The following is a 25,989-nucleotide window of genomic DNA, read 5'->3' on the forward strand; positions in this document are numbered from 1 at the left end:
AGCTCCACCGTGGCTGCGAGACCGGCCAACCCGGCGCCCACCACGATGGCGTCCGCGTACAGAGGGCGGTTCACTCCACGCCGCCCTCGCCCGCGGGCGTCGCGACCAGGAGGGCGCGTACGTAGAGCAACTCGAATCCGTTGCGCCGCGCGTTCTCGTGGGACGTGGAGCCGGGCTGGGTGGTGACCGTGGCTACGTCGCAGTCTACGCGCCGCGCATCGGTCAGACGCCGCGTCAGCAGCGCGGCCTGGACGCCCCGGCGCCGAAGCGCCGGCACGGTGGCAGCGCCTGTCAGCTGCGCCACGCCGTCCACCGCTCGCATGCTGGCGGCGCCTGCGGGCCGACCGTCGACCCACGCCAGATAGCGCACGAAACCGGGCGCTCGCGCCAGGTCTCCCAGGATCTCCTCCAGGGTGGCGCGGGCGAATTCCTCGTGGGCGGGCACACCCGCACCGTCCGGCGTGAGGAATCCGGCCACAAGGGTGTCGAGCCAGACCCGGAAGTCCTCCTCCCCGCTCTCGACCACCTGGATGGGGACGCCGGACGGCGTCCGATCGGCCGGGAGGTCCTCCCTGGGGTCGAGACCCAGGACGTTCTCGAAGCCCACGAGGTGGTAGCCGCGTCCGGTGAGCATCGGCGCGATGCCGGGGTGCGCGAGCGTGGCGAGCTCCACCTGCACGGAGCACCCCCGCTCCGCGTAGAAGCGCTCGACCGCCGCCAGCGGCTCGGGCTCCAGCGCTCCGGCGAAGCCCACCCCGGCCACCTTGTTGAGAGGAGATCCGTCGCCCGACCAGCTCGCGACGCCACCGCCGAGCGGAAGGATGGTGGCGCCATGCTCCGGGTGCGCTTCGGCGACCGCGGCCACGGCCTCCCGCAGAAGTGCACACTCCGCGCGCTCGATGCGCGCTGCGAGCTCCGTGGATGCGAAGGGCATGCTCAGGTCGGTGCGCAACGTGGCGGGGCAGGGCGTCTCAGTTCATGCGCGGATCGTAGGGCATGCGCGACAGCAGCCGGTACTCCGGTCCCTTACGGGCCACGACCCGACTCCACAACAAGTCGGGCGCATCGGTGAAGACGTCGTCCGCTCGCGCGGGCTCGACCAGCCAGCTGTCCTGGTCCATCTCCGCCTCCAACTGGCCCGCTCCCCACCCGGCGTAGCCGGCGTACACGCGGGCGCGCACCAGGAACGGTGCGACGTCCTCGGAGACGTTGCCCACCAGGAACCCCACCGCGTCGAAGACCAGGATGTCGGCGAGCTCGGGTCGGGACAGCTCCACCAACAACACCGGACCGCTCGGCTGCACGGGTCCGCCCTGGTAGAGCAAGGCGCCGTCCGGCACGAGCCTCTCGAGCGCAGGCACCGCCTGTGCGACCGTCACGTCGCGCGGTCGGTTCAGGATCACCCCGAGGGCTCCTTCCTCGTTGTGCTCTCCGATCAGCACGACGGTGTGGCGGAAGTTGGGGTCGTACAATCCACCACTGGAGATGAGCAGCTTTCCCTTGAGACTCTCCACGCGTTCCGTTCCCATCGAGCGGGCCCGCTGGTTGCGACGGGAAGCTAGACCCGGTGCGGGCGGGACGCTACGATGCGGCCGGGTAGACCGGCCCGCCCCGTGCGCCCTGCTCCCCATGGGGTCTCCACGGTTCCCTCGCACCCGGGTCCTCCACGAGGCTGCTCGTGCGAACCTGCTCCGCCTCGAGACGCTCGCTCGCGCACACCTTCGCGCGCGCAGCGCGGTCCACGCTGATCCTCGCGGCCCTCGCGGCTCCCGGGCTGCTGTCGGCACAATCGCCCTGGCCCGTTTCCATCGAAGCGACACTCGGCGTGGGCGCAGGCCGCACCCGCGGTGAGTACCGGAGCAACGACAGTGGCCTGGCCGGGGACCTGTTGGTGGGGCTGCGACTGCGTCCGACGGCGCGGGGCGCGCTGGCCGCCGCCGTGGGCGTAGGCGTGCAGGGAGCGGGAGAGACGGACCTGGTATGTCTCCCCGCCTCCAGCGGGGGCTGCGTCCCCTCGTTCCCGGAGTTCGAGATCGCGGCCGTGCTCGTGGGCTGGGAGACGGCGAGCACCGACCTCCGCGTCCTCGGGGGACCCGCGGCCGTGCGCGCGTACGGCGACTGGGACGACATCCGTCTGGGCCTCCAGGGCCGCGTCGATGTCACGCGTCCCATGATCGGTCGCCTGGCCGTGCTTCTCGCCGGGCGCGGCCTCGTCGTCCCGTCCTACGATGGCGATTCGTTCCACATGATCTCGGTGGCGCTGGGCCTCCGCCTGCGCTGACCGACGGACCGGGACGCGCGCACAGCGGCCGGGGACCGCCGGCCCATCCGCATCCTACCCGCCCCTCGAGCCACGGAATCCATGACTGCCGACGAGATCATCGCGCTGCTGGATCTGCGCCCCCATCCCGCGGAGGGCGGCTACTTCCGGGAGACCTACCGGAGCGGCGGCGAGTCCGAGCCGGGCGCACCCTTCTCCGGCCCCCGCTCCTGGTCCACCGCGATCTACTACCTCCTCACGCCGGCGACCTTCTCCTCCCTGCACCGACTGCCCGGCGACGAGGTCTTCCATTTCTACCTCGGAGATCCGGTCGAGATGCTGGAGCTGCTCCCCGATGGACGGGAACGGCTGACCGTGCTCGGTCCGGACGTTCCGTCGATGACGCTGCAACACGTCGTGCCGGGTGGCACGTGGCAGGGCTCCCGGCTCGTGGCCGGCGGCCGCTGGGCCCTCCTCGGCACCACCATGGCGCCGGGCTTCGCGTACGAGGACTACGAGACGGGGACGCCCGCACTCCTGGAGCGGTTCACCCACCATCGCGCGCTCGCGCATGCGCTGCTACCGCCTGCGGTCGGCGGGTCCTGAATCGGGCCCGGCGCGGCCGCGTGGCGACGCTCGAAAGCCATTCCAGAAATGCGCGGCCGCTCTCTCCCTGCGCTCATCCCTCGCGGCCCGGCACCGTGTAGCGCACCTCCACCATCGCCCCGTACTGCCGCACGTCCGTGAGCTGGAGCGGGGGGATGGCGATGCGGCGCGGCAGCAGCGGCGCTCCGCGGCCCAGCGTGACCGGCACGATCTGGATGATCAGCTCGTCCAGGAGACCCGCGTCATGGAACTGCCCCGCCAGCTCGCCGCCGCCGACGACCCACACGTTCTTCCCGCCGGCCACCTCGGCCATCTCCGCGTGCACGGGCCGCACGTCTCCGCGCACGAAGCGCACATCCGCACCCGGGTGCACGGGCAGATCCCGGTGCGTGAAGACCCACGTGGGCTGCTCGTACATCCAGGGCTGAGGCGTATCGTCCTGTGACAGATAGCGGACCACCCACTCGTAGGTGTGGGCACCCATCGCCAGCGCGCCCACGTCACGGATGAACCCGGGATAGCTCGTCTCGACCGGATCGCCCATCTGCATCAGCCAGTCGAGCGAGTGGTTCTCGTCGGCGATGAAGCCGTCGAGGGTCGAGGCGCCGTAGTACTGGGTCTTCATGGACATTCCCTGGGGAAGCGTGGATCGGGCGCCGGAAGGTGGGGAGCGCCGCGCGCGGGCGCGACCACCCGCTCGCGGGCTGGCCCGGACCCCGGTCCAGAAGCCATGCTGAGGAGGCGTGGCCGCTCCACCTCCGCGGCACGCGCGGACGGGGACAGGACCCGCCGGTGCCTCGTGCCTGCCTGGATGGCAAGGAGATGCGATCCCGTGGACTTCGATCTCGACGATGCCGTCCGCATCCTGGAGCGCACACCCGCCCTGCTCCGCACGTGGTTGTCGGGTCTGCCGGAGGCATGGATCCGCGCCGACGAAGGCCCCGAGACGTGGAGTGCGTTCGCCGTCGTGGGGCATCTCCTGGACGGGGACGAGACGGACTGGATGACACGGGTGCACCGCATCCTGGGTCCGCCCGAGGAGCGCCGCTTCAAGCCCTACGACCGCTTCCGGCACCTGGCGCGCAACCGCGACCGCACGCTCCCGGAGCTGCTCGACGCCTTTGCGACGCTCCGGGCGGAGAACCTGCGGGCCCTGACGGCGCTCGAGCTGGGTCCCGCCGACCTCGCGCGCACGGGCATCCATCCCGAGTTCGGCGAGGTGACCCTGGCGCAGCTGCTGGCCACCTGGGTGGCGCACGACCTGGGACACATCGCCCAGATCGCGCGCGTGCTCGCCAAGCAGTACCGCACCGCGGTCGGTCCCTGGACGGCCTACCTCCCGGTCCTGACGCGCTGAGGCCTCCGTGGACCGCTCGGTGCCTCCTTTCGTGGGCCCCACCGCGGGCTCGTGGATCCGGGCCAGCGCTCTGGGCTGGTGGCTCGGGTTCGTCTTGCTGGTGCCCTTGCTGATCCTCCCGGGGGCCATCGGACTGGGAGATTTGCAGAGCTCGCTGGGACTGGGGATGGGGGCCGGTGTCGGGTTCCTGCAGGGCCGACGACTCGGCGAGCATCGTCGCTCGTGGACCCTCCGCACGGCGTTCGGGCTCGCGCTGCCGTTCGCGGTGGTCGACGTCGCCCAACGGATCGATCCGACCGTTCCGTACTCCCTCGCGGCCTGTGTGCTGGTGGGCGGGATCGTCGTCGGCCTGCTGCAGGCCCCGCTCGTCGCCCCCACCCGGAGGGCACGTCTGCTCTGGGTGGTCACCTCCACGCTGGCCTGGGGTCTGGCCGCGGCCACCGTTCCGGTCGCGGACGGCCTGCCGCGCATCCCCGGTCTGGTCGGCGCGGCGCGGTACCTCGCGGTGGTGCTGTCGGGCGGGATCCTGCTGGGGCTGGTGCAGGCGGCGGTGATCGGCCGCCTCCCCCGCGCGGCCTGGGGCCCGGCCTGATGGACGGGGTCACGGTGCGGAGCGCCCGGTCGGAGGATCTGCCGGCGCTGGTCCGGCTGCTCGCGAACGATCCCCTCGGCGCCACGCGGGAGCGGCCCACGCAGGAGCCGTCGGAGCGATATCTCCGCGCGTTCGCCGCCATCGACGCCGACCCCGCACACGAGCTCCTGGTGGCGGAGGTCGACCGTGTGGTGTGTGGCTGCCTCCAGGTCTCGTTCCTGCCCCATCTCACGTACGAGGGCGGATGGCGGGCCCAGGTCGAGGGGGTGCGCGTGGATCCGTCGGTTCGCGGCCGCGGCATCGGTCGCCTGCTGTTCAACGAGGTGATCGCCCGGGCCCGGGCTCGGGGCTGCCACCTGGTGCAGCTCACCACCGACGCGCGTCGGCCCGAGGCGCTGGCCTTCTACGAGGCCCTGGGCTTCCAGCACACGCACCACGGACTGAAGCTCCACCTGGGAGAGGAGCCCCGCGCATGAGCGATAGAAGCGGTGCATCGATAGGGGCGGCCGCCACCCGTGCACCGGCTCGGCGCGCGCGCGGTGTGCTCGCCGCCGTCCTGCTGGCGGCGTGCGCACCCGCCACCTACGGGGGGACCACGGCCGTGCCCGACCTCTGGCTCGAGGACACGGGCTTCCCCGAGCGAGCCCACTGGCCGGGCGTCCTGTTCCACCGCGCCCGGACGGACATCCCCCCGCGGCCCGGGCTCGATCGCCTGCTGGACGAACAGCCTGCCCTGGAGGTCCGTCCGGTCGGCGTGGCTGACCTGGGCGTGTGGTTGGTCCAGGGTGGCACGAGCTGTCCGCTCACGGTCTACCTGAACGGGGAGCGGCTGATGCAGCGCGGCGATCGGAAACCGCTGGGCACGCTCGTCCCGCTCGCGTCGCTGGACGCGCTGGAGGCATATGCGGGGAGCGACGGGCCGGCGCTGGCCCCCGACGGATGCGGCGTGCTGCTCCTGTGGGCCGAGCGGCGATCGCGGCCCGAGCGCGCCTTCCGGGGCGCGGTGGACGGCCGGCTCACGGGCAACGGCGCCAGCCGCGTGGACGCGGTGCGCCTCACGCAGGTGGGCTCCCTGCCGGTGCCGGTGACAGACGGCCGCTTCCACCTGCCCGGGCTGCGACCGGGCCGCTACCGGGTGGAGGTGCTCGAGGACGGGCGCGTACTCCTCTCGCAGCCGGTGCGGGTGTGGGCCCATCAGACCGCGGAGGTCGCGATCGACGTGGAGACCCGACCGTCCCGGGATCGCGCGGTGCGGCGATGAGCGCCGCACACGAGGCGGGACCCGCGCTCTACCACGCGCTGGCCGGGTGGTGGCCGCTCATGTCGTCCCCGGCGGACTACGAGGAGGAGGCGGGCCTGTTCGGTGGGATCCTGGCGGAGCGTGTTCCGGACCGCCGTTCGCTTCTCGAGCTGGGGAGCGGAGGCGGAAACAACGCGTCCCACATGAAGGTGGCCTTCGAACGCGTCACGCTCGTGGACGTCGCACCCGGCATGGTGGAGGTGAGTCGCGCCCTCAACCCGGAGTGCGAGCATCACGTGGGCGACATGCGCTCGGTCCGGCTGGGCGAGATGTTCGATTGCGTCTTCATCCACGACGCGATCTGCTACATGACCACCGTCGAGGATCTGCGGCGCGCCGTCGAGACCGCCTGGGTCCATTGCCGGCCCGGTGGCGTGGCGCTCTTCGTCCCGGACTACGTGGCCGAGACGTTCCGGCCCGACACGTCCAGCGGGGGCCACGATGGGGAGGACCGCGCGCTGCGCTACCTGGCCTGGAGCTGGGACCCGGATCCCGCCGACACCACGTTCCTGGTGGACTATGCGTACCTGCTCCGGGACCCGGAGGGCGGCACGCGCGTGGTGCACGATCGCCACGAGGAGGGGCTCTTTCCCCAGGCCGCGTGGGAGGCGACGCTGCGTGAGATCGGCTTCACGCCCGAGGTGGTGCGCGTCGATCACAGCGAGGTGGACTACCCGCTCCTCGCCTTCGTGGGTCGCCGCCCCGCCTGACCTCCGACCGGTCCGGATTGCAGCGGGTCGGGACGCGGCGCACTTTGCGGACGACGACGCGGGGGGCGTCGCGTTCCAGCGGAGAGGCAGCGATATGCAGATGCAGCGCGGTGGGCGGTCCTGGACGGTCACAGGTGGGCGCGCGTCGCTGACGACGCTGCTGGCGGCCCTGGCCGCGTGTGCGGGCGGATCGGAAGCCGCTCCGGCGGCGGATGCATCCGATCCATCGGGCGCACCCCGGTTCGAGGTGGATCCGAGCTGGCCGCAGGAGTTCCCCGACCTGTGGATCATGGGCTCGGTCACCGGCGTGTTCGTGGACGCCCGCAACCACGTCTGGATCACGCACCTTCCCGAGACGCTCACCCCCGAGGAGACCTCGGCGGTGCAGGAGCCGCCCATCGGCACGTGCTGCCGGCCCGCGCCGTCCGTGATCGAGCTCGACCCGGAAGGCAATGTGCTGCAGGGCTGGGGCGATCCGTCGCAGGACATCTCCGTTTATCCCCGCAATCCCCATGGCATCTTCGTCGACCACAACGACTACGTGTGGATCGGCACCTACCGCCACCACCGCGTGCAGAAGTTCACGCGCGGCGGGGAGCTGGTGCTGACGATCGGACGCTACGACGAGAACGGGGGCAGCAACGACCCGGAGCTGCTCGGCGGCCCGGCCGGGATCTGGGTGGACCCGACCACCAACGAGGTGTTCATCGCGGACGGCTACACCAATCGACGCGTGATCGTCTACGACGGGGAGACGGGAGCCTACAAGCGGCATTGGGGCGCCTACGGCGAGACGCCCGATGACGCCTACGAGGCCGGCGAGCGCAGCGCGGACGCCGAGCCGCCCCGGCAGTTCTCCACCGTGCACGGCATCACCGGCTCCAACGACGGACTGATCTACGTCGCGGACCGCCGCGGCAACCGCATCCAGGTCTTCCGACAGGACGGCACCTTCGTGGCCGAGAAGACGGTGGCGCCGGCCACGCTGGCCTCGGGGTCCGCGTTCGTGCCCGTCCTGTCGCCGGATGCCGATCAGACCTGGCTGTACCTCGCGGACGGGACCAACCACAAGGTGTGGATCCTGCGCCGGAGCGACCTGGAGGTCGTGGGGGACTTCGGCCGGGGCGGCCGTCAGGTGGGGCAGTTCCTACGGCCCCACGGCATGAGCGTGGACGCGCAGGGCAATCTCTACGTCGGAGAGGCCTCCACCGGACGGCGCGTCCAGAAGTTCGTGCGGGTGGGCGGGGGCTGAGAGGCCGCATCCCGACCGGACGTCCGGGAAGGAGAGAGGGCGCGCTACGCCTTCCGCACCCAGAACTGGTACATGGCCGCGAAGGCGCCGGGGTTCTCCGCTTCGTAGACCGCCCAGGCCGCCAGGTCCGACTCGGAGCCGGGCTCCGGGAAGCGCTCGCGGAATCCGTTCAACAGCGCCGGCCCGCGCAGGTCGAAGCCCACGAACTCGAGGCCGAGCGTGCGAAGCGCGTCCTGGATCTGCGGGATCGTGAACCGGTGCTCCTGCACGTGGAAGACGAGGTCCCGCACTTCCTGTAGCGAATAGAAGTCCCGCCAGCGGAAGAGCTGGGCGTGCTCGTCTCCGAGCGTGCGCATCAGCGCGTGGCGCGCGGCGCGGATGCCGTCGGCGTCGTCGGGGAAGCCCTCGCGCGCGATGAGCTCACGGGCGGCGACCACGGAGGCGCGCGCGAGCTCGCTGTAGAGGCCGATGCGCATGAAGCCACCGGGGCGCAGACGCCCCGTGAGCGCGCGCCAGCCCGCGATCGGATCCGCCATGTGATGCAGGACGCCCACGGACTCGATCAGATCGAACGTCTCCTCCCATCGGTGCAGCGCGAGGATGTCCGCCTGCATCAGATCCACCCGCTCCAGTCCGGACTCGCGCAGCTTGCGCGCCGCGAAGGCCAGGGAGGAAAGGGAGAGGTCGATGCCGGTCACGTGCGCGTCGGCGTAGCGCTGCGCCACCTCGATCAGGTGCAGCCCGGTGCCGCATCCGGCCACCAGCACGCGCGGACGCTGCAGCGCGGCGGCGGACGCGAACTCGCGTCCGGGGAACAGCTCGGTGAGCACCGCGTGCAGGGGGCGGGCGCGCCGGTGCCCGTACCGCGTCCAGCGCGGGTACGGCGACTCCTCGTACATGGCGCGGACCTGCTGGGACACGGCGTCTTCCGGCGCAGCGAACACGGGCAGCGTGTCCCGCAGCTCCTCTTCCTGGAGGGGTTCGAGGATTTGTTGCACCACCACGCCGATCACGCCCGCGTGCGCGCCCTCCTGCGCGAGCGCGTAGACCTCCTCGGCCCGCTCCCACTCGAGCAGCGGCACATAGGCCGCCAAAGCCAGGATGGAGGGCACGTCCGCCGGGTCGGAGCCCAGCGCACGACCGGCCATGCGTGCGACCAGCTGCTCCACGGCGGCCACCTCGTCGGCCTCGTGCGTCCACACGTAGCCGTTCAGGAAGGCCTGCCGGGCGATCGCTTCGAGCAGCGCCGGCTCCGCCAGCGCAGGATCGTCCATCCGACCCGCCGCGACGGCGGCGAGGAGGCGTCGGCGCACGGCGCGCAGCAGGCGCTCCATCCCCAGGTCCGGGAGCACCACGGCGCAGAGCGCGTGGAGCAGGACCGGGCGGGAAAGCGCGCTCCACGTCTCGGGCCGATCGAGGAGCGCGTCCAGGGAGGTGGAATCCCCGGTTGCGGCCAGCAACGGCCCCAGCGCGCCCCCGCCGGAGAGCACCCGCACCGCCTGGCCCGCCACGTCCTGCGGATTGACGGCCGGATGCTGGAGGCAGGCCTCCAGGATGCGCTCGGCGGTCTCGAGCTCGCCCTCGTCCGTGAGGATCACCTGACCGAACGTCTCTGCGAAGCCCGACCAGGCCGGCCCGTCGTCCACATCGCGACGGACGGCCTCCCACAGCAGCGCTACCGATCCGGTGGCGTCTCCCCGGTCGCGCAGGATCTGACCGAGACCGCGGAGCGCGATGGCCGACCCCGGCTCCAGCTCCAGCATGCGGGAGTAGCAGCGCTCCGACCCGGACATGTCGCCTCGGCGGTACGCAAGCACGGCCAGGTTCTGCCATGCGCCGATCATGTCCGGATCCAGGGTCACCGCGCGCTCCAGCGCCGCACGCGCTTCGTCGCTTCGGCCCAGTCCCAGCCACAGCGTGCCCAGGCGGTAGCGCGCCTCCGCGCCGTCGCGGAGCCCCAGCACCCGCTCCCACTGCCGCGCCGCCTCCTCCGGCCGGTCGAGCTGCTCCAGCACGTTGGCCAGATTCGCGTGGGTCTCGGGGACCCGCGGGTCGAGCGCGATCGAACGGCGCAGGACCTCCTCCGCGTCCGCCGGTCGGCCCGCGGCCGAGAGCGCCTCTCCGAGATTGGTCAGGATGGAGGCGCTCTTCGGCGCGAGGCGCTCGGCGTCGCGCAGCAGGCGAACGGCCCTCTCGTGGTGACCGAGCTGGCTCTCCACCACTCCGAGCAGGCCCACCGCATCGGCGCGCGTCGGCGTCTCGGCCAGCAGCGCTTCGTAGGCGCCGCGCGCCTCGAGCAGCGCGCCACTCCGGTGCAATTCCATCGCGCGGTCCAGGGAGACTGGGCTCGGCATCCGTTTCCTCTCGCAGCAGGCGGGGGCGATCCCCTCGAAGTATCGGTCCGACAACAGGTTGGGTTGACCGATCCGGGGGAGGGGTCCGGCTCGGTGACCCGAAGCATGTCTTGTACTGCACCCATCGGGCCGTCTATCCTTGAAGCGTCTCCCGCAGCCTCGACCCGCACCCTCGGAGTCCCATGTCCAGGAACCGGCCAGGCTACGGCCTGCTTTTCTGTTTCGCGCTCGCCGCCTGCGGCGGCGGCACTCCCGACCCGGGAACGGCGCCCGCGCCTTCACCGTCGGACACTCCGGCCGCCCCGCCCGCGGCCACGCCCTCCGACGAGCCCTCCACGCTGGATGGCGTCTACACGGTCGCCCAGGCCGAGCGGGGTCTCGAGGTCTTCCAGAACATCTGCTCCGAGTGCCATCAGACGGAGGAGTGGACGGAGGACCGCTTCCTCGCGCGTTGGGACGGCGAGTCCGTCTTCCGGTTCTGGTACTTCATCTACGAGCGCATGCCGCACGGCTCTCCGCCGTATTCGCTCCCGCGGCAGACCGTGACCGACGTGGTCACGTACATCTTCCAGTTGAACGGTCTCCCCCCCGGCTCGGAAGAGCTGGGCACCGACGACGAGAGCATCGACGACTACTGGCTGCGCTGGGGGACGGCTCTGCCGTGACCCGATGACCCTCGCCGCCGACCCGGGTGCGCGCGTGGCCCTGGATCCAGCGCTGAGGATCCCGGAGGCGCTTCGGCGTACGCACGCCGGGTGGCGGTGGGACCTGATCCACAACGAAGTGCCGGAGGTCGCCACCTGGCGGTTGGCCCAGCCGGACGGTGAGGCGCGCTACCTCAAGCTGGCGCGGCCCGACGGGTGGCCGGCGGTACGGGATGAAGCGGAGCGCACGCGGTGGGCCCGGACGTTCCTCAACGTCCCGGAGGTCCTGGCCGCAGGTCGTGGGTCGGACGTGGAGTGGATGTTGACCCGCGCTCTGCCCGGGCGGCCGGCGACCGATCCGACGTGGACGGCCCGTCCGCAGGAGACCGTGCAGCGCCTGGCGCGCGCGCTCCGGCGCTTCCACGAGGCCCCGGCATCCGCCTGCCCGTTCCGCTTCACGCTCGATGACGCGTTGGCGCACGCGCGGGCGCGCCTGCGGAGCGGGGCCATCGTACCGGGGCGTGACTTCCATCCCGAGTTCGCGCACCTGAGCGCCGCGGACGCGCTGGAGCGCCTGTGGCGCACACGGCCCGCGACCGAGGCGGCCGTCGTCTGCCACGGCGATTTCTGTCTGCCCAACGTGGTGCTGACCGAATGGGGTGACGCGGGCTTCGTGGATCTGGGCGAGCTGGGCGTCGCCGACCCGTGGTGGGATCTGGCCGTCGCCACCTGGAGCCTGGACTGGAACCTGGGTCCAGGCTACGAGACGCTCTTCCTGGACACGTACGGCGCGGCACCCGATCCGGCGCGCCGCACGTTCTATCGGCTCCTGTACGACGTGGTGTCCTAGCCGTTCCTCCGCGCCCTGCCGGCGGAGCTACCGCAGGTGCTCGTTGAAGAACTCGATCGTGCGCGTCTGCGCCAGCTTCGCGGCCTCTTCGTCGTACCGCGGCGTCGTGTCGTTGTGGAAGCCGTGGTTGGCGCCCTCGTACATGTGCATCGTGTACGTCTTGCCGGCGGCGTCCAGGGCGGCCTTGTAGTCCGGCCACCCGGCGTTGACGCGCTCGTCCAATCCCGCGTAATGGATGAGCAGCGGTGCCTGGATGCGGGAGACGTCCTCGGATGGAGGCGCGGACCCGTAGAAGGGAACGGCGGCGCCGAGGTCCGGGAGCCGTACGGCCAACGTGTTGACCATGCCGCCGCCGAAACAGAAGCCCACGGCACCCACCCGACCCGTGGAGGACGGGTGGTTCATCAACCACCGCGCACCGGCCACGAAGTCCTCCTCCATGGTGGAGCGCTCCAGGCGTCGCTGCATCTCGCGGCCTTCGTCGTCGTTGCCGGGGTAGCCACCGAGCGGAGTGAGCGCGTCTGGACCCAGCGCCAGGAAGTCCGCTGCAGCGAAGCGCCGCACCACGTCCTCGATGTACGGATTGAGACCACGGTTCTCGTGGATCACGAGCACCGCGGGCTTCCTGCCCCCACCACTCGGCTGCGCGAGGTAGCCCCGCATGGTGCCCGAGCCGTCGGGCGAGGGATACTCCACGTACTCGGCCTGGATGCGCGCGTCGTCGGGTGCGACCTGCTGGGCCCACGCGTAACGCGGCTTGAGCATGTCCAGCAGCGCCGCCGCCGTGACCCCACCGGCCGCGAAGCGCGCCGCTCCGTCCAGGAACGCGCGCCGATCGATGAGGCCGTGCACGTAGCGGTCGAAGAGGTCGAGCACTTCCTGCGGGAAGTCGCTGGCCTTGAGACGCGGTTCGTCGGACATGGTCGCTCCTCGGGCGTGCACGGCGGGTCGTTTGGGCGGAGACGGGGGGACGGGCAAGATAGACGCGGCTTCGGAGCCCGGCCAGCGTGGGGAGGACACGCCGCTGCGGGTCGCGCGCGGACCCGAGGAGCCGGGACGAGGCGCCTCCGGCGTGGGCTCCGCGGTTGCGCGCGCTCCCGGACGCTCGCGAGCTTCCGCCTCCACGCCGCTTCATCCGGAGACCCACCATGGTCCGCCTTCGCCGTGCCCTGCCCCTGCCCGCCGCGCTCCTGCTCTCCCTGTTGGCCACGGCCTGCGCGGACGCCCGGCAGGACGTCACCCTGCTCGAGTGGACCACCACGGCGCCGGAGTCGTGGGTGGCGGGCGCTCCGAGCAGCGAGATGCGTCTGGCCGAATACCGCATCGGTAGCGAGCCCGATCCGGCGGAGGTGGTCGTCTACTACTTCGGCGAGGGCCAGGGGGGATCGGTGGGGGACAATCTCCAGCGCTGGACCGCCCAGTTCAGCGGGCCCGACGGCGGGCCCGTCGAGCCCGAGATCGAGCGCCTGGAGGACACGCCGTTCCCCACCACGCTCGTGCGCCTGAGCGGCACCTATGCCCGTCAGATCGGGATGGGCGGCGATCAGCCGGGCGTGCCGGGTCAGCGGCTCCTGTCGGCCGTGGTGGAGACCCCGCGCGGGAATCTCTACGTGCAGATGCACGGGCCCGAGCGGGTGGTGGCGGGGGAACAGCAGGCGTTCGTGGACTTCGTGACCGGCATCGGGAGCTGAGCGCAGGGCGGAGCTGGGCGCAGCGCGCCCTTGCCGGTCGCGCTCCCACCCGGCCACTTGTCGCGCTCCGCCCGTCTCTGCGTCCCTGACCGCTCCGGAGCCCATGAGCCGCACGCCTCTGTCCAGCCCCACCGCCACCGCCGTCGGTCCCTACTCGCACGCCATCGACACCGGGGACCACGTCTTCTGCTCCGGCCAGACGCCGATCGATCCCGCCACGGGTGTGTTGCGCGCGGGGTCCGTAGGCGATCAGACCGACCAGTGCTTCGACAACCTGTTCGCGGTGCTCGCGGATGGCGGGCTCGGCCCGGCGGACGTGGTGAAGGTGAACGTGTACCTCACCGACATGAACGACTTCGCCGCCATGAACGAGGCCTACCAGCGTCGCTTCGAGGCGCCCTATCCCGCCCGCACGACCATCGGGGTGGCCGCGCTTCCGCTCGGCGCCCGGGTCGAGATCGAGCTGGTGGCGCGCCGCTCGTGAATCCACGCCCGGGGGCGGCGCGGTGACCGCGCTGTCGGCGGCGATCCTCCTCTTCCTGGTCATGGACCCGGTGGGGAACATCCCGCTCTTCGTCTCCGCGCTGCGCGCGGTCCGGCCCGAACGGCAGACCCGGGTGGTCGTGCGCGAGCTGCTCATCGCGTACGCCGCCCTGCTGCTGTTCCTCTTCGCGGGCGGGCGGTTCCTGGACGTTCTGCACATCTCCGAGCCGGCGCTGACCATCGCGGGCGGTCTGGTGCTCTTCCTGATCGCGCTCCGCATGGTCTTCCCGTCCCACGCGGGCTCGGGAGAGGAGACCCTGGACGGGGAGCCCTTCATCGTGCCGCTGGCCATCCCCTACGTGGCGGGGCCGTCCGCGCTGGCGACCGTGCTCCTGCTGATGTCGCGAGAGCCCGCCCGCTGGCCGGCCTGGCTGGCGGCCCTGACCGGGGCCTGGCTGGCCGGGGCGGCCCTCCTGCTGCTGGGGAGCCGGCTCTCGCGCTTCCTGGGCCGGCGCGGGCTGGTGGCGCTGGAGCGCCTGATGGGCATGATCCTCGTGGCCCTGGCCGTGCAGATGTTCCTGGATGGACTGCGGATCGCCCTCGCCGAGCCGGCGCTGACCGTCGGCTGACGCGGGCGCACTTCCGGGTCCCGGGCGGGTAGCAGCCGGGGCGCGCGAGCCGCGCCGGGGTTGGTCACACCGGGTTCGATCGAGGAGGCTCCACCGATGCCCATCTACGAATACCGCTGCACGGACTGTGGACACGACTTCGAGGCGCTCGTGCGCGGCGAACAATCCGTCGCCTGTCCGGAGTGCGACAGCGCGTCGATCGAGCGTCAGCTCTCCCTCCCCCGGGTCAAGTCGGAGACCACCCACGACCTGGCCATGCGTGCCGCCAAGAAGCGGGACTCCGTGCAGGCGCGGGACCGGATGTACGAGCGCCTCCGCTACGAGGAGAGCCACGACCGGCACGGCTGAGGCCGGCGGCCGGAGATCGGCATGGAGGTCGACGTCCGCACCTTGCGCGACCTGGACCTGATCGGGTCGTCGGACGGGGGCGCAAACGTCTGCGATTTGCTGGACACCACGCGTACACGCCGGGGCGCACAGGCGCTCCGGCGTCGGCTGACCCGGCCGCTGTCCGACCCGGCCGCCATCGCGGACGTGCAGGACGCCGTGCGGTTCTTCGCGCACCCCGGCCGGGATCCCCTCCTGGACGCGCGCCTCGTCGAACGCGTGACGCGCTACCTCGATTCGTCCTTCGACGTCCTGAGCAGCCGCAGCCGGCTGGGCGTGGCGCTCGAGTCCCGCTGGGCCGGCCTGCGCTACCGCGACTTCGTCAAGCACGCCCGGGAAGGCACAGGGAGCGCCCGCGCCCTGGTGGAGCGCACGGCCATCGGTGTCCGGCGGCTGCGCGAGGCGTCGCCGCCCAGGCCGGTCGCCGAGCTGCTGGACGGCATCGAGGAGCTCTGCGACCGGCTGGAGCAGGGTTCGGGTGCGGGCAGCCCGCTCGCGGACGACCGCTTCTTCCGCGCGCAGGGACGGGACGCGCTCTCCGCGCTCCTCGACGTGCTGGGCGAGCTGGATGCCCTGGCCTCCATGGGCGACGCGACCCGGCGGCTGGGCCTGCACCTGCCCCGCGTCCACGACGCCCCGGCGTTCCGGCTGGAAGGACGGAAGCTCTGGCACCCCTTCCTGCCGGATGCCGTCACCAATCCCGTACGCGTCGAAGGCGGAGAGACCCTGGTGTTCCTCACCGGCCCCAACATGGCCGGGAAGACCACCTACCTGAAGGCGGTCGGTGTGGCCGTGCACCTGGCGCACTGCGGCATGGCGGTCCCGGCGGAGGCGCTCGACGTCACGTGCGTGGACGCGCTCTACACGAGTCTGCGTCCCGAGGACGACCTGCGCGCCGGCCTGTCCTTCTTCATGGCGGAGGTGCGGCGCGTGCGCGAGGTGGCCGCGCACCTGGCCACGGGTGGTCGCGCCTTCGTGCTCTTCGACGAGATCTTCCGTGGGACCAACGTGCATGATGCGCTCGAGGCGTCGAAGACGGTGATCCATGGCTTTGCCCGCGCGAGTGGCAGCGGGTTCATCGTGTCCTCCCACCTGGTGGAGCTGGCAGACCAGCTGGGACCGGACGCCGGCGTGCGCTTCGCGCACTTCGAAGGCGACATCGTGGACGGTCAGGCCCGCTACGGCTTCGAGCTGCGCGAGGGGGTCTCGCGACAGCGCCTGGGTCTGCACCTGCTGGAGCAGGAAGGCGTGCCTGCTCTGCTCGACGCCATCGGGACCTGAGGGTGGCCCCCGTGCGTGGGACGGAGCGGTATGCGGCCACCCGGGGGGATCGCCACGCGACGGGTGGGTCGGCTCGCGAGCCGACCGCAGCGCGGCCTCCGCACACGGCCGACCCTCCGTTCGCCACCGCCGAGCTTCGGGATCTGTACCGCAAGCGTGCTCGGGCCTACGACCTCGTGACGCGCATCTACCGCCGCTTCGGCTTCCGCGACACGCACTGGCGGGAGCGCGCGGCGGGCTGGTTGGCCCTGGAGCCCGGGAACACCGCGCTCGATCTGGCCTGCGGCACCGGCCTCAACTTCCCGGCCCTGCAGGCGCGGGTGGGTCCGTCGGGCCGGATCGTGGGTGTGGACCTGACGGACGCGATGCTCGCGCGCGCCGGGCACCGCGTGGCGCGTGCAGGGTGGCAGAACGTCACGCTGCTGGAGGAGGACCTCGCCCACTGGAGCCCACCGCCGGCGCACGGGATCGTGAGCACGCTGGCGCTGTCCCTCGTGGCGTCCTACGAGCGCGTCGTCGAGCGCGCGGCCGCAGCGCTCCTCCCCGGCGGCCGACTCGCGGTGCTGGACCTCAAGCTCCCGGCCCGCTGGCCCCCGTGGCTGGTCCGGATGGGGGCGCGACTCAATCGCGGCTACGGCGTCACGCTGGGGTTGCACGCGCGTGAGCCGTGGATGGTGATCCGGCGCACGCTACGCGAAGTGCACTACGAGGAACTCTTCGGCGGATCCCTCTACCTGCTGGTGGCGGAGAAGGACCCGGCCTGATCCGCGTCGGAGTGCATCGCACACGCCCGGCCGCCGTGCCCGGACCGGACGTCAGGCGCGCGGATCCTCCACCGCGAAGGCCCACGCCACCAGCGCCCCGTGATGCGACAGCGACAGATCCACGGGCGCGGGCAGACCGTCCAGGAGCACGCGCGGAGGCACACGCCCGGTGGCCTCGGTGCCGCTCACGATCTCGAGCCGGCGCTCGTCCACGTCGAGCGCCTCCGCGATGGACGCCCGCGCGAACAGCCGGACGTAGGCGGACGGCGGGCTGTGGATGGACCGACGCTCGTGGAACGAGAAGCGCTCGTTCAGCAACAGCGCGAACGGTTGGATGCCGGCGTCGACGCGGCCCCGGCTCCGACCCACGGACGCCTCGCCGGTGCGGATCTCGATCTCGGGGGCTTCGCGCTGCGGATCCTCACCCGACCAGCTCAGGGCGTGGATGCGGTCGCGGGTGACCGAGGCCCGGAAGGGCAGCCGCACGCCGGCGAAGGTGACGGTGCCGGAGGCCTCGAAGCTCCACTCGGTATGCCGGCTGGGACCCCGCTGTACGTCCACCACGAAGCGGGCGTGCGCGAAGACGGGTGGATGCCCCTCGATCTTGGTGACGACCTTGAAGGCCGCCTCCTTGGCGGCCCAGTGCAGCCAGAGCGACTCGTCCGGGTCTTCCGATGCGAGCACATTGGACAACTCCTCCGGCGCGAGCACGCGCTTCGCGAAGCGCAGGTCCCGGGACTTGCCCACGCAGCGGGCGTCCCGGACCAGCACCACGTCATTGCCCACGAGCAGCCGACCGGTGCTCGCGGGGGCGAGGCTCACGGGCACGCTCAGGCGCCCCGGTACACGATCCTCCAGATCCGTCCCTTCTTGCTGTCCGAGATGTAGAGCGAGCCGTCCGGTCCGAACGCGAGTCCGGTCGGGCGCGCGCGTGAGCCCCCGGGCGTCACTTCGTCGCCGGCGAAGCCGTCCGCGAAGATCTGCCAGTCACCGCTGACCTCACCGTCACGCATGGGCACGAATGCGACCAGGTATCCCTGCTGCGGGCGGGGTGCACGATTCCAGGACCCGTGGAATGCGATGAACGCGCCTCCGCGATAGGCCGCGGGGAACTGGTTGCCCGTGTTGAAGGCGAGCGCGTTGGGAGCCCAGTGACCGGGAAAGCCGACCAGCGGATCGGCGGCGTCGGCGCAGCGGCCGACCTCACTGCCGTCTCCACCGTATTCGGGCGCCAGCACCTTCCGCTCCAGCTCCTGGTCGTAGTAGCAGTACGGCCAACCGAAGTCGCTGCCGTTGTCGATGCGCACGAACTCCTCGGCGGGCTTCTCGGCGCTTTCGATCTCGGTGTAGAGCTCCGGCCAGAGGGTGGACAGCTGATCACGGCCGTGCACCGCTCCGTACAGCGCTCCCGATTCCGGGTGCAGGCGCAATGCGACCACGTTGCGCAGCCCGGTGGCGAAGCGCGTGCCGTCCTCCTGGGTCTGTCCGACGCGGTCGGCGCGGAAGCGCCAGATGCCGGCGCGCGTCTCGAGCTGGGGACACGGATCGAGCCCGGGAGAGCCGGCGGTGCGGGTCTCCTGCTGACAGGCGTTCGACGGCGAGCCGATGTTCACGTACAGGCTGCCGTCGTCCCCGACGGCGATGCTCTTGGCGGTGTGATTGCGATCGGCGGGCAGGCCCGAGACCAACGTGTCCGGACCGCTGGTGGGGGTGAGGGCGCCCTGGGGCAACCGGTAACGCAACACGGCGTCGTCCGGAGCCAGGTAGAGGAAGCCGTCGTGCAGCACCACGCCGTTGCCGCCGGCGTGCCCCCAGCGCTCGCGGACGTCGACGCGCCCGTCCCCATCCGTGTCGCGCAGCGCGACGATCCCACCCGTCTCCACGCTGCGGTCGGGTCTGCGCACGTCGCGCAGGGCCACGTACACGTCGCCGGCGGCCGACACCTGCAGGTGACGGGCGCCGCCGGTCGAGTCCGCGACGACCACGGCGCAGAAGCCGGGTGGGAGCGTCAGCCCATCGTTGTCCGGCGCACAGGCGAGCCCATCGGCGGCCGGCACGGACGGCTCGTCCGGGCCCGCGTCGGGTGCAGGGGCGCAGGCAAAGGCGCACGCCAGGGTGGCGAGAGCGACGGTTCGACGAGGCACGGCGTCTCCTTGGGCGCAGACGGAGCCGGATCCCGGGGAGGAAGCGGACCCGGAGAATCGGGCGGCGCGCGTCGAGGCGTCAAGGACCGCGGCGGCCTCGCCGCGTCGACGGAACGCAGGGGGTCCGGGTGCCGGAAGGCGAACGGCCCCGACGGACGCGCCGTCGGGGCCGGGTTCCCGCTTTGTCGGACCGAACGCAGCCCAGCGGTACGCGGGCGGTCAGTGCGTCACGACCCGCGGCAGCGTCCGGGCGTGCTCGACCCACCGGCCGACCAGCTTGTCGGACGGGAGCAACCGAACCAGCTTGCGCTCCGCGTTGGCCTTGGCCATCGCTTCGTGCAGGTTCTTCGGATTCCGCTGCGCGAGCTCGGGCACGGAATCGACACCCGCTGCCTCGAGCAGCTCGGCGTACTCTTCGCCCACACCCCGCACGCGCATCAGGTCCGCGTTGTTGACCCAGCGGAGCACCCGTTCCTCGGAAAGGCCGGCGGCGGCGGCCAGGGCCTGCCGCCCCTCCTTGGTCGCGCCGCGCTTGAGCAGCGCCTCCACGGAGGAGACTCCGGCTTCGCCGAGCTTGCGAGCGATGTCCGGGCCGATGCCTTCGATGGTCGTGATCTTCGCCACTGCACTCCCTCCTTGCCTGCTGGACGGCTCAGTTCACCACCGTTGACTATCAGGACCCGAGGCCTGCGTCAACGGCCTTTCCGCAGCGAGGCGCGCGTGCACCGGTGAGGCTCGGGCGCATCATGCGACCCGGTGGGGCGGAATCCCGCACGTTGCGCAGGCGTATGGACTTGTGCAGCCCGGCCGCCTCACCCATAGGTTACGCCCGTGGCCAGAGCCAAACCGAATCCGTTCGCTCCTGAAGCGATCCTGGAGCTGTTGGACGCACACGGGCCCCCGACCCTCGCGGAGCCCGTGCGTGCGGGTCGGCCGCGCCTGCTGATCGGGTGCTCCCGCCTCGGCGAGGAGGCCGCCGCGCGCCGCTGGGCCGGCAGCCGCGGGGACGGACGGGGGCGCGTCGTCCCCGCCGCCACGGCCACGGTGCTCGTGGACCTCGCCGCCCATCTGGGGAGCCCGGAGCCGGACCTGCGCGGCGCGCCGGTGGACGTCCAGACCGATCACCTGCGTCGGGCGCTCCGCGACGCGGGCCGGAACGGGTGCGAGCGGGTGGCGTTCCTCGGGCTCCGGCACGGCGGCGTGCTGGAGCCGCTGGTGGGACTCCTGGATCGCAGCGTGCTTCTGGTGCTGGCGACGTGCGTCGAGCCGGTCGATGGCGTGGCCCCTCGGCACTGGGAGCGGGTGCGGGTCCTGCCGCCGCCCGACGAACTACTCACCGAGTGGTTGGAGGCGCGCTTCGCGGAGCAGGAAACCCCGCTCAAATCCGGGGTCTGCGCGCGGATCTGCGCGCACGCGGGGCCTCGCAGCGAGGATGTGCTGACGCTCGCCGGTGAGGTGTACCGGATCGGGGCAGGGAAGAAGCGGATCAAGTCCGCGCACGTGGACCGTGCGCTCGATCGGCTGGTGGGGCGCACCGCCCACCTGGTCCTGCGCGTCTGGGAAACGCTGTCCCCCCTCCAGCAGAACCTGCTGCGCGCGCTCGCTGCGGGCGAACAGCAGCTCTTCGCGGCACGGAGCCGCGCGCGCTTCGGGCTGCGCTCCACGGCCTCGGTGGCCCGCACGCTGGAGCTGCTCACGGAGAAGGGCCTGGTCGAGCGCTCGCCGCGGGACGGCAGCTACGCCTTCGAGAGCCCGTGGGTGAGGCGGTGGGTGCAGCGCGAAGCGCTGCCCGACGTTGGCATCGGGATTGCCATCGACTAGTCTTCCGCTGGTCATCACGCAGGCCCCCCGGCCGTCCCCCCACGGGCGACGGGGCCCCGTACGGGTGTCGTTCGTCGGGGTACGCATGCAGGTCATTCCAGAGGAAGTGCTTCGCCAACGGATCGGCGAAGATCAGGCGTTTGCGGCGGTCAAGCGGGCGTTCCGGGCCCTCGCGAACGGCAAGGTGCGTCAGCCCGCTCCGATGGCCCTGGATTTTCCGGAGCGTCGGGGTGAAGTGCACGTGAAAGCCGCCTTCATCGAGGGCTCGCCCGTGTTTGCGATCAAGGTCGCGTCGGGCTTCCTGGCCAACACGGACGAAGGGATCGACTCCGGCTCGGGACTCCTGGTCGTGCACGACGCGCGCACCGGCGCACCGCTCGCCATCCTCGCCGACAACGGCTACCTCACCGACCTGCGCACGGGAGCCGCCGGAGCGCTTGCGCTGGATCTGCTGGCACCGCCGCGCGTGCGTCGGCTGGGGCTGCTCGGCACCGGGCGTCAGGGACGGCATCAGCTGCGAGCGATGGCGCGGGTGCGCACGCTCGAGCAGGTCAACGTGTGGAGCCCCACCGCGGAACGACTGTCGGCGTTCTGCGAGGAGATGAGCGCCGAGCTCTCGCTCCCCGTCACGGGCGCGCCGAGCGCGGAAGCAGCGCTGCGCAACGCGGACGTGGTGGTCACGACGACACCGACGCGGGCCCCCATCGTGAAGCTCGAGTGGCTGGTGCCGCACGTCACGCTGATCGCCGTGGGCGCGGACGGTTCGCACAAGCACGAGATCGAGACCAGCGTCCTCAAACGAGCGGACAAGGTCATCGCGGACGACTGGAGCCAGTGCATCCGCATGGGTGAGATCCATCACGCCATCGTCGCCCATGCGCTCGAGTTGAACCGCATCCACTCCGAGCTGGGCAAGGTGCTGACAGGTGAGCGCAGTGGTCGTGAGGGCGACGAGATGATCGTCTGCGACCTCACCGGGGTCGGTGCCCAGGACGCGGCCATTGCCGAGCACGCCTGGCGCACGCTCTGCGAGCCGGCCCAGATGGTCTGACCTCCCTTCTCCCGGGTGCCCCCTCCTTCGGCCGGTCCCCGCCCCGTCGGAGGTCCGGTCGGGGAACCTTCCTGCTTCTCCGCTCGTTCAACACACACAGGTCGCAGCGGAGACGCGGGCAGGGGCCCGCCCGACCCGGGACCGCCCCGGTGTCGGCGCGTGACCGAAACGACGACGGAGGGAGGAGGACCATGAGAACCCGATCGCACGCGCTCGGTCGCAAGAGCCGCACGGACCGCCTGGTCGCGGCCGCCCTGGCCGCCACCGCCATGCTGCTCGCGCCCACGGTCACGCAGGGGCAGGAGACGCAGCCCGAGCAGGCGGCGCAGTTCGCGGAGCGGGAGCCCGTTCGCGTCACCGTGCGCAACTTCAACTGGTCGGACATCGCGGTCTACGCGGTCACGCGCGGGACGCGCTTCCGGCTCGGCACGGTGGTGACCGGCACCGCGCAGGAGTTCGTCCTCCCGTCCCATCTCAACGCGGAGATCTTCCCGATCCAGTTCTATGCCGACCCGATCGGGGGCGCGCGCGGCGTGATCACCGAGCTCCTCACCCTGAACGCCGGGGATGAGATCGAGTGGCACGTCCAGAACCACCTGGCCCTGTCGGGCACCGTGGTCGGTGGCTGACCGGCCCGAGCGGCCGGAGCCCTGAGGGGGCGTCCCGCAGCGCGGGGCGCCCCCTGATTCGTTGGAGCAGGCGAACCGGGGGAGCGCGGGACCGCCGGTCGTCCGCCCCCGCGGCGTCAGCCTTCCGGGAGCTGGCTGGTCCGCACCAGCTCCGTGAGCTCGGCGCGGGAGCCGACCTCCACCTTGCGGTAGATGTTGCTGAGGTGCGTCGAGACGGTGCGGGGAGCGATGTCGAGCGCCTTCCCGATGGCCTTGTTGGACTTGCCGTCCGCGACCAGCCGGGCGATCTCGATCTCCCGGCTGGTGAGCGCCGACGCACCGGCGCCCACGACCACGCCGCGGGCCGGAGGGCGCGCGTCGATCTCGCGGAACATCTCCCGGGTCCGGGTCAGCTCCAGCTCGGCCCCCAACCGCGCGAAGGTCTCGTGGACGCCACGGAGCTCCTGGAGCGCTCCCTCGCGATCGCCGAAGTCGGCCAGGCGGCCCGCCAGCTGACGGCGCACCCGCGCCGCGTCCCACACGAACGGGATGGCCTCGAGCTGGGCGGCGGCGTCACGCAGCCCGCGGGCGCCGTTCTCGGCGTCTCCGCCCAACCAGGTGACCAGCGCCGTGCAGGCATCCGACCACGCGAGCCCCAGCCGGTGGGAGAGCCGCTCCGAGTCGCGCTTCAACCGGGTGGCGATGCGGAGGGCACCGTCCAGGTCGCGCTTGAGCAGGCACGCCTCCGCCATGATGGGCAGCAGGCGGTGCACCGCCCACACGAAGTAGCCGCTGCGGTCGGTCAGGCGCAGGGCGGCCTCTCCGAACGCGATCGCGGTGTCGTAGTCCCCTTCGGCCAGCGCGCAGGCGGCGCGACCGGTGTGCGCGGGCACCACGGTGTTCACGTCACATTCCTCGAGGTCGCCTCCGGCGCCCGACACCTCCCATGCCTCGTCCACCAGGGTGCGGGCGCGCTCGAGGTCGCCTCGTCCCAGATGGATCAGCGCGGTCCACACGAGCAGCCGGGGCAGCAACGTGCGCTGGTCGAGGCTGCGGGCCAGCACCACGGACTGCTCCCCCAGCGCCATGCCCCGCTCCCAGTCCCCCGTGGCCGAGGCATGCTCGATGGAGAGCTCGGCAGCCCACAGCCGGAGGTGGGGCGAGCGCAGACGCGTGGCGACGCCCATCGCTTCGTCGATCCGGGGGGCCATGGCCTGGGCATTTCCCGTCAGGCCCTCCAGCACCGCCATCAGCCAGTGGCTCCAGAAGAGCACGGACCCGCGGCCGGCTTCGCGCGCGAGGGCGACCGCCTGCTCGCCATGCTCACGCACGCGCTCCGTCGCGCCCCGCCACAGGTGGTTGAGGGCCAACGCGCGGTGCACCTTGGCCAGCAAGGCCGCGTCGCCGAGCTCGGCGGCGGTGTCCAACGCGGCGGACAGCTCGCGCTCCGCGTCGTCCGCGCGTCCCACCTGCTCGAGGCAGATGCCGCGCACCAGGCGGATGGACGCACGCTCGCGTAACGCCCCCGCCTCCCCCAACAGGTCCAACGCGCCATCCAGCTCGTCGAGCGCCTCCGCGTAGCGGGCGGCCCAGAAGTGCAGGTGACCGAGCCGCCGCGCGACGCGCAGCAGCCGACGGGCATCCCCGCTGGCACGGGCCTGGGCGCGCGCGGACTCCAGCAGCGCCAGGGCGCGCTCGCCGTCGCCCAGGGCCTGACAAGCGTGGGCGAGGTCCTCTTCCAGTGGCCCCAGCTCCTGGATCAGGCCGACCCGTTCGGCCTCGTCGAGACGGGCGAGACGCTCCAGCGCATCGCCCAGATGGTCGGCGGCAGGCGACCAGGCGAAGCGGCCGAGCGCACGACGACCCGCGACGGCACGGTAGCGGATCGCGCGGTCCGCCAGTCGCGGGCTCTCCGCACGGCTGAAGTGGAAGGCCAGCTCTTCCGCGTGCTCCAGCGCCGCCTTGCCATGGTGCCGCTCCAACGCTTCCGCGATGCGCGCGTGGTAGACGCGCGAGCGCGCCCGACCCAGCTCCGCATAGAGCGTCTCGCGCACGAGGGGATGCTGGAAGGTGTAGAAGAGGCTGGCGCCCTCGCTCTCCTCGGAGAGCACGCCGCGGCGGCGCAACTCGTCCAGGCCGGCCAGCAGATCGTGCTCGTCCACCGTGGATGCCACGAGCAGCACTTCGTACCGGGTGCGCGTCCCCAGCACGGCCGCGAGCCGCGCGGTCTCGGCAGCCGATTCCGACAGGCGTCCGATGCGGACCAGCACCGCGTCGCGCACGGACTGCGGGAGGTCGAGCGCATCGGTCTCCCAGCCCAGCCAGGTGCCTTCCCGGTCGTGGAGCCGGCCGGATTCCACGAGCGACTTGAGCGTCTCGGTCAGATAGAATGGATTGCCGCGGGTCCAGCCGTGCACGAGCGCCGCGAACTCACGGGTCACCGAAGGGTCGACGCGGAAGGACTCGGTGATCAGCTCCGCCGTATCGCTGGGCGCGAGCGGCTCCAGCCGCAGCACGTCCAGGTGATCGAGACGCAGCAGCGACTGCTCGGTCACCGAGAGGGCATCGCCGCGCTCACGGTGCGTCTCGTTGTACGTGCCCAGGATCTGCACGGGAAACGCGCGCGTCTCGCGCACGATGAAGTGCAGGAGCTCCAGCGACGGCTCGTCGGCCCACTGGAGATCCTCGAGGACCACCAGGAGCGGCGCCCGACCCGCGAGTCCCTTGAGCAGCTCGGTGAAGTTCCAGAAGAGTCGGGTCTTCAGCTCGCTGGGGGAACCTCCCGTCCGCTCCGCTCCGTCGCCGCGCGCCCGCAGCGCCGGGAAGATCTGCCCCAGATCGCCTTCCCCGCCGCGCGTGAGCACCGAGACGGCGCCCGGCTCGAGCTGCGCGATGACCGGCTGGAGGGCGTCCGTGAAGATGCCGTAGGGCACGCCGGCCCCTACCGGGTAGGCGCGCCCCACCGCCACGGTCCACTCCCGCCGGCGGGCGTCGTCGGCCACGGCGCGCACGAGGCGGGACTTCCCGACGCCGCTCTCGCCGCGGATGAAGGCCGCGCGCGGCTCCGCCTGCGCGGCGCGTTCGAGGCGCCGCCGCAGGCCCGCCAGCTCTTCCTTGCGACCGACGAGCGCGAGCTCGTCCGGGAGGGTGGAGTGCATCCGCTCGGGTGTGGGGAGAGGACGGACGATCCCGGGCCGGGACCGCT

Annotated in this window: 28 protein-coding genes; 19 read left to right on the plus strand and 9 right to left on the minus strand. The window is 71.9% G+C overall.

The annotated features are described in order from the left end of the window. Positions 1-70: 70 nt before the first annotated feature. Together R3E98_12830 and R3E98_12835 are read right to left on the minus strand one after the other, a co-directional pair. Positions 71-934 carry a GNAT family N-acetyltransferase gene (locus R3E98_12830; GenBank protein MEZ4424289.1) on the minus strand — a complete coding sequence of 288 codons (864 nt, stop codon included), beginning with the start codon at positions 932-934 and terminating at the stop codon, positions 71-73. Positions 935-971: 37 nt separating this feature from the next. Next, complete coding sequence (locus R3E98_12835; protein ID MEZ4424290.1) at positions 972-1,514, minus strand: YqgE/AlgH family protein; 543 nt, start codon at positions 1,512-1,514, stop codon at positions 972-974. A 164-nt stretch (positions 1,515-1,678) separates the two neighbouring features. Between R3E98_12835 and R3E98_12840 the strand changes: the two genes are divergently transcribed. Both R3E98_12840 and R3E98_12845 read left to right on the plus strand, forming a co-directional pair. Then, complete coding sequence (locus R3E98_12840; GenBank protein ID MEZ4424291.1) at positions 1,679-2,281, plus strand: hypothetical protein; 603 nt, start codon at positions 1,679-1,681, stop codon at positions 2,279-2,281. An 81-nt stretch (positions 2,282-2,362) separates the two neighbouring features. Next, positions 2,363-2,866 (plus strand): cupin domain-containing protein, encoded by a 504-nt coding sequence (locus R3E98_12845; GenBank protein MEZ4424292.1) that lies wholly within the window; start codon positions 2,363-2,365, stop codon positions 2,864-2,866. 73 nt (positions 2,867-2,939) lie between these two features. On the opposite strand, the gene R3E98_12850 is transcribed toward R3E98_12845, so the two are convergent. Then, a complete protein-coding gene (locus tag R3E98_12850; GenBank protein MEZ4424293.1) occupies positions 2,940-3,491 on the minus strand; it encodes a dihydrofolate reductase family protein in 552 nt (183 codons plus the stop codon). Positions 3,492-3,698: 207 nt separating this feature from the next. On the opposite strand from R3E98_12850, the gene R3E98_12855 reads away from it, so the two are divergent. The 6 genes from R3E98_12855 (at position 3,699) to R3E98_12880 (ending at position 8,077) form a co-directional block, all read left to right on the plus strand. Then, a complete protein-coding gene (locus tag R3E98_12855; GenBank protein MEZ4424294.1) occupies positions 3,699-4,223 on the plus strand; it encodes a DinB family protein in 525 nt (174 codons plus the stop codon). A gap of 7 nt (positions 4,224-4,230) precedes the next feature. After that, on the plus strand, positions 4,231-4,815 hold the full coding sequence (locus R3E98_12860; GenBank protein ID MEZ4424295.1) for a hypothetical protein: 585 nt from the start codon (positions 4,231-4,233) through the stop codon (positions 4,813-4,815). Beyond that, a complete protein-coding gene (locus R3E98_12865; protein MEZ4424296.1) occupies positions 4,815-5,291 on the plus strand; it encodes a GNAT family N-acetyltransferase in 477 nt (158 codons plus the stop codon). The genes R3E98_12860 and R3E98_12865 overlap by 1 nt, the downstream gene beginning before the upstream one ends. Next, the gene (locus R3E98_12870) at positions 5,288-6,076 is read left to right on the plus strand and encodes a hypothetical protein (protein MEZ4424297.1); all 789 of its coding nucleotides are present in this window, start codon (positions 5,288-5,290) and stop codon (positions 6,074-6,076) included. The genes R3E98_12865 and R3E98_12870 overlap by 4 nt, the downstream gene beginning before the upstream one ends. After that, entirely contained in the window at positions 6,073-6,825 is a 753-nt protein-coding gene (locus tag R3E98_12875; GenBank protein MEZ4424298.1) for a class I SAM-dependent methyltransferase, read from the plus strand. The genes R3E98_12870 and R3E98_12875 overlap by 4 nt, the downstream gene beginning before the upstream one ends. 94 nt (positions 6,826-6,919) lie before the next feature. Continuing rightward, entirely contained in the window at positions 6,920-8,077 is a 1,158-nt protein-coding gene (locus tag R3E98_12880) for a hypothetical protein (GenBank protein MEZ4424299.1), read from the plus strand. A gap of 44 nt (positions 8,078-8,121) precedes the next feature. On the opposite strand, the gene R3E98_12885 is transcribed toward R3E98_12880, so the two are convergent. Further along, positions 8,122-10,401, minus strand: coding sequence for a tetratricopeptide repeat protein (locus R3E98_12885; protein ID MEZ4424300.1), 2,280 nt, complete (start codon positions 10,399-10,401; stop codon positions 8,122-8,124). A gap of 212 nt (positions 10,402-10,613) precedes the next feature. Here R3E98_12885 and R3E98_12890 point away from each other — a divergent pair, with 212 nt between their 5' ends. Further along, on the plus strand, positions 10,614-11,096 hold the full coding sequence (locus R3E98_12890) for a cytochrome c (GenBank protein ID MEZ4424301.1): 483 nt from the start codon (positions 10,614-10,616) through the stop codon (positions 11,094-11,096). 4 nt (positions 11,097-11,100) lie between these two features. After that, positions 11,101-11,925 carry an APH(3') family aminoglycoside O-phosphotransferase gene (locus R3E98_12895; protein ID MEZ4424302.1) on the plus strand — a complete coding sequence of 275 codons (825 nt, stop codon included), beginning with the start codon at positions 11,101-11,103 and terminating at the stop codon, positions 11,923-11,925. Positions 11,926-11,952: 27 nt separating this feature from the next. Here the strand turns inward: R3E98_12895 and R3E98_12900 are convergent, their stop codons facing one another. Next, positions 11,953-12,846 carry a dienelactone hydrolase family protein gene (locus tag R3E98_12900; GenBank protein MEZ4424303.1) on the minus strand — a complete coding sequence of 298 codons (894 nt, stop codon included), beginning with the start codon at positions 12,844-12,846 and terminating at the stop codon, positions 11,953-11,955. A gap of 227 nt (positions 12,847-13,073) precedes the next feature. Here R3E98_12900 and R3E98_12905 point away from each other — a divergent pair, with 227 nt between their 5' ends. From R3E98_12905 to R3E98_12930, 6 genes are all read left to right on the plus strand, one after another. Then, complete coding sequence (locus R3E98_12905; GenBank protein MEZ4424304.1) at positions 13,074-13,616, plus strand: hypothetical protein; 543 nt, start codon at positions 13,074-13,076, stop codon at positions 13,614-13,616. A gap of 103 nt (positions 13,617-13,719) precedes the next feature. Next, on the plus strand, positions 13,720-14,100 hold the full coding sequence (locus R3E98_12910) for a Rid family detoxifying hydrolase (protein ID MEZ4424305.1): 381 nt from the start codon (positions 13,720-13,722) through the stop codon (positions 14,098-14,100). Between the two features lie 22 nt (positions 14,101-14,122). Next, the gene (locus tag R3E98_12915) at positions 14,123-14,728 is read left to right on the plus strand and encodes a MarC family protein (GenBank protein MEZ4424306.1); all 606 of its coding nucleotides are present in this window, start codon (positions 14,123-14,125) and stop codon (positions 14,726-14,728) included. 96 nt (positions 14,729-14,824) lie between these two features. Next, positions 14,825-15,076 (plus strand): zinc ribbon domain-containing protein, encoded by a 252-nt coding sequence (locus tag R3E98_12920; protein MEZ4424307.1) that lies wholly within the window; start codon positions 14,825-14,827, stop codon positions 15,074-15,076. 21 nt (positions 15,077-15,097) lie between these two features. Further along, positions 15,098-16,396, plus strand: coding sequence for a hypothetical protein (locus R3E98_12925; protein ID MEZ4424308.1), 1,299 nt, complete (start codon positions 15,098-15,100; stop codon positions 16,394-16,396). 2 nt (positions 16,397-16,398) lie between these two features. Next, the gene (locus R3E98_12930; protein ID MEZ4424309.1) at positions 16,399-17,160 is read left to right on the plus strand and encodes a methyltransferase domain-containing protein; all 762 of its coding nucleotides are present in this window, start codon (positions 16,399-16,401) and stop codon (positions 17,158-17,160) included. Between the two features lie 51 nt (positions 17,161-17,211). Here the strand turns inward: R3E98_12930 and R3E98_12935 are convergent, their stop codons facing one another. From R3E98_12935 to R3E98_12945, 3 genes are all read right to left on the minus strand, one after another. After that, positions 17,212-17,982: a 4'-phosphopantetheinyl transferase superfamily protein gene (locus R3E98_12935; GenBank protein ID MEZ4424310.1), complete on the minus strand. Its 771-nt coding sequence runs from the start codon at positions 17,980-17,982 to the stop codon at positions 17,212-17,214. An 8-nt stretch (positions 17,983-17,990) separates the two neighbouring features. Then, complete coding sequence (locus R3E98_12940) at positions 17,991-19,304, minus strand: PQQ-dependent sugar dehydrogenase (GenBank protein ID MEZ4424311.1); 1,314 nt, start codon at positions 19,302-19,304, stop codon at positions 17,991-17,993. A 219-nt stretch (positions 19,305-19,523) separates the two neighbouring features. Then, positions 19,524-19,928, minus strand: a complete 405-nt coding sequence (locus R3E98_12945; GenBank protein ID MEZ4424312.1) for a DUF4332 domain-containing protein — start codon at positions 19,926-19,928, stop codon at positions 19,524-19,526. 207 nt (positions 19,929-20,135) lie between these two features. Between R3E98_12945 and R3E98_12950 the strand changes: the two genes are divergently transcribed. From R3E98_12950 to R3E98_12960, 3 genes are all read left to right on the plus strand, one after another. Further along, positions 20,136-21,125: a hypothetical protein gene (locus R3E98_12950; GenBank protein MEZ4424313.1), complete on the plus strand. Its 990-nt coding sequence runs from the start codon at positions 20,136-20,138 to the stop codon at positions 21,123-21,125. Between the two features lie 85 nt (positions 21,126-21,210). Continuing rightward, a complete protein-coding gene (locus tag R3E98_12955) occupies positions 21,211-22,176 on the plus strand; it encodes an ornithine cyclodeaminase family protein (protein MEZ4424314.1) in 966 nt (321 codons plus the stop codon). 191 nt (positions 22,177-22,367) lie between these two features. Further along, positions 22,368-22,805, plus strand: coding sequence for a hypothetical protein (locus tag R3E98_12960; protein ID MEZ4424315.1), 438 nt, complete (start codon positions 22,368-22,370; stop codon positions 22,803-22,805). 116 nt (positions 22,806-22,921) lie between these two features. Here the strand turns inward: R3E98_12960 and R3E98_12965 are convergent, their stop codons facing one another. After that, on the minus strand, positions 22,922-25,942 hold the full coding sequence (locus R3E98_12965) for an AAA family ATPase (GenBank protein MEZ4424316.1): 3,021 nt from the start codon (positions 25,940-25,942) through the stop codon (positions 22,922-22,924). Positions 25,943-25,989 lie beyond the last annotated feature (47 nt).

The sequence above is a fragment of the Gemmatimonadota bacterium genome (assembly GCA_041390125.1).
Classification (GTDB): domain Bacteria; phylum Gemmatimonadota; class Gemmatimonadetes; order Longimicrobiales; family Gaopeijiaceae; genus JAGQIF01.

Bases quoted from the DNA above. Each gene is read 5' to 3' on its own strand.
- R3E98_12830 (MEZ4424289.1), bottom strand. From the start codon at position 934: ATGCCCTTCGCATCCACGGAGCTCGCAGCGCGCATCGAGCGCGCGGAG.
- R3E98_12845 (MEZ4424292.1), top strand. From the start codon at position 2,363: ATGACTGCCGACGAGATCATCGCGCTGCTGGATCTGCGCCCCCATCCC.
- R3E98_12850 (MEZ4424293.1), bottom strand. From the start codon at position 3,491: ATGAAGACCCAGTACTACGGCGCCTCGACCCTCGACGGCTTCATCGCC.
- R3E98_12865 (MEZ4424296.1), top strand. From the start codon at position 4,815: ATGGACGGGGTCACGGTGCGGAGCGCCCGGTCGGAGGATCTGCCGGCG.
- R3E98_12870 (MEZ4424297.1), top strand. From the start codon at position 5,288: ATGAGCGATAGAAGCGGTGCATCGATAGGGGCGGCCGCCACCCGTGCA.
- R3E98_12875 (MEZ4424298.1), top strand. From the start codon at position 6,073: ATGAGCGCCGCACACGAGGCGGGACCCGCGCTCTACCACGCGCTGGCC.
- R3E98_12880 (MEZ4424299.1), top strand. From the start codon at position 6,920: ATGCAGATGCAGCGCGGTGGGCGGTCCTGGACGGTCACAGGTGGGCGC.
- R3E98_12885 (MEZ4424300.1), bottom strand. From the start codon at position 10,401: ATGGAATTGCACCGGAGTGGCGCGCTGCTCGAGGCGCGCGGCGCCTAC.
- R3E98_12890 (MEZ4424301.1), top strand. From the start codon at position 10,614: ATGTCCAGGAACCGGCCAGGCTACGGCCTGCTTTTCTGTTTCGCGCTC.
- R3E98_12895 (MEZ4424302.1), top strand. From the start codon at position 11,101: ATGACCCTCGCCGCCGACCCGGGTGCGCGCGTGGCCCTGGATCCAGCG.
- R3E98_12900 (MEZ4424303.1), bottom strand. From the start codon at position 12,846: ATGTCCGACGAACCGCGTCTCAAGGCCAGCGACTTCCCGCAGGAAGTG.
- R3E98_12905 (MEZ4424304.1), top strand. From the start codon at position 13,074: ATGGTCCGCCTTCGCCGTGCCCTGCCCCTGCCCGCCGCGCTCCTGCTC.
- R3E98_12910 (MEZ4424305.1), top strand. From the start codon at position 13,720: ATGAGCCGCACGCCTCTGTCCAGCCCCACCGCCACCGCCGTCGGTCCC.
- R3E98_12920 (MEZ4424307.1), top strand. From the start codon at position 14,825: ATGCCCATCTACGAATACCGCTGCACGGACTGTGGACACGACTTCGAG.
- R3E98_12925 (MEZ4424308.1), top strand. From the start codon at position 15,098: ATGGAGGTCGACGTCCGCACCTTGCGCGACCTGGACCTGATCGGGTCG.
- R3E98_12955 (MEZ4424314.1), top strand. From the start codon at position 21,211: ATGCAGGTCATTCCAGAGGAAGTGCTTCGCCAACGGATCGGCGAAGAT.
- R3E98_12960 (MEZ4424315.1), top strand. From the start codon at position 22,368: ATGAGAACCCGATCGCACGCGCTCGGTCGCAAGAGCCGCACGGACCGC.
- R3E98_12965 (MEZ4424316.1), bottom strand. From the start codon at position 25,942: ATGCACTCCACCCTCCCGGACGAGCTCGCGCTCGTCGGTCGCAAGGAA.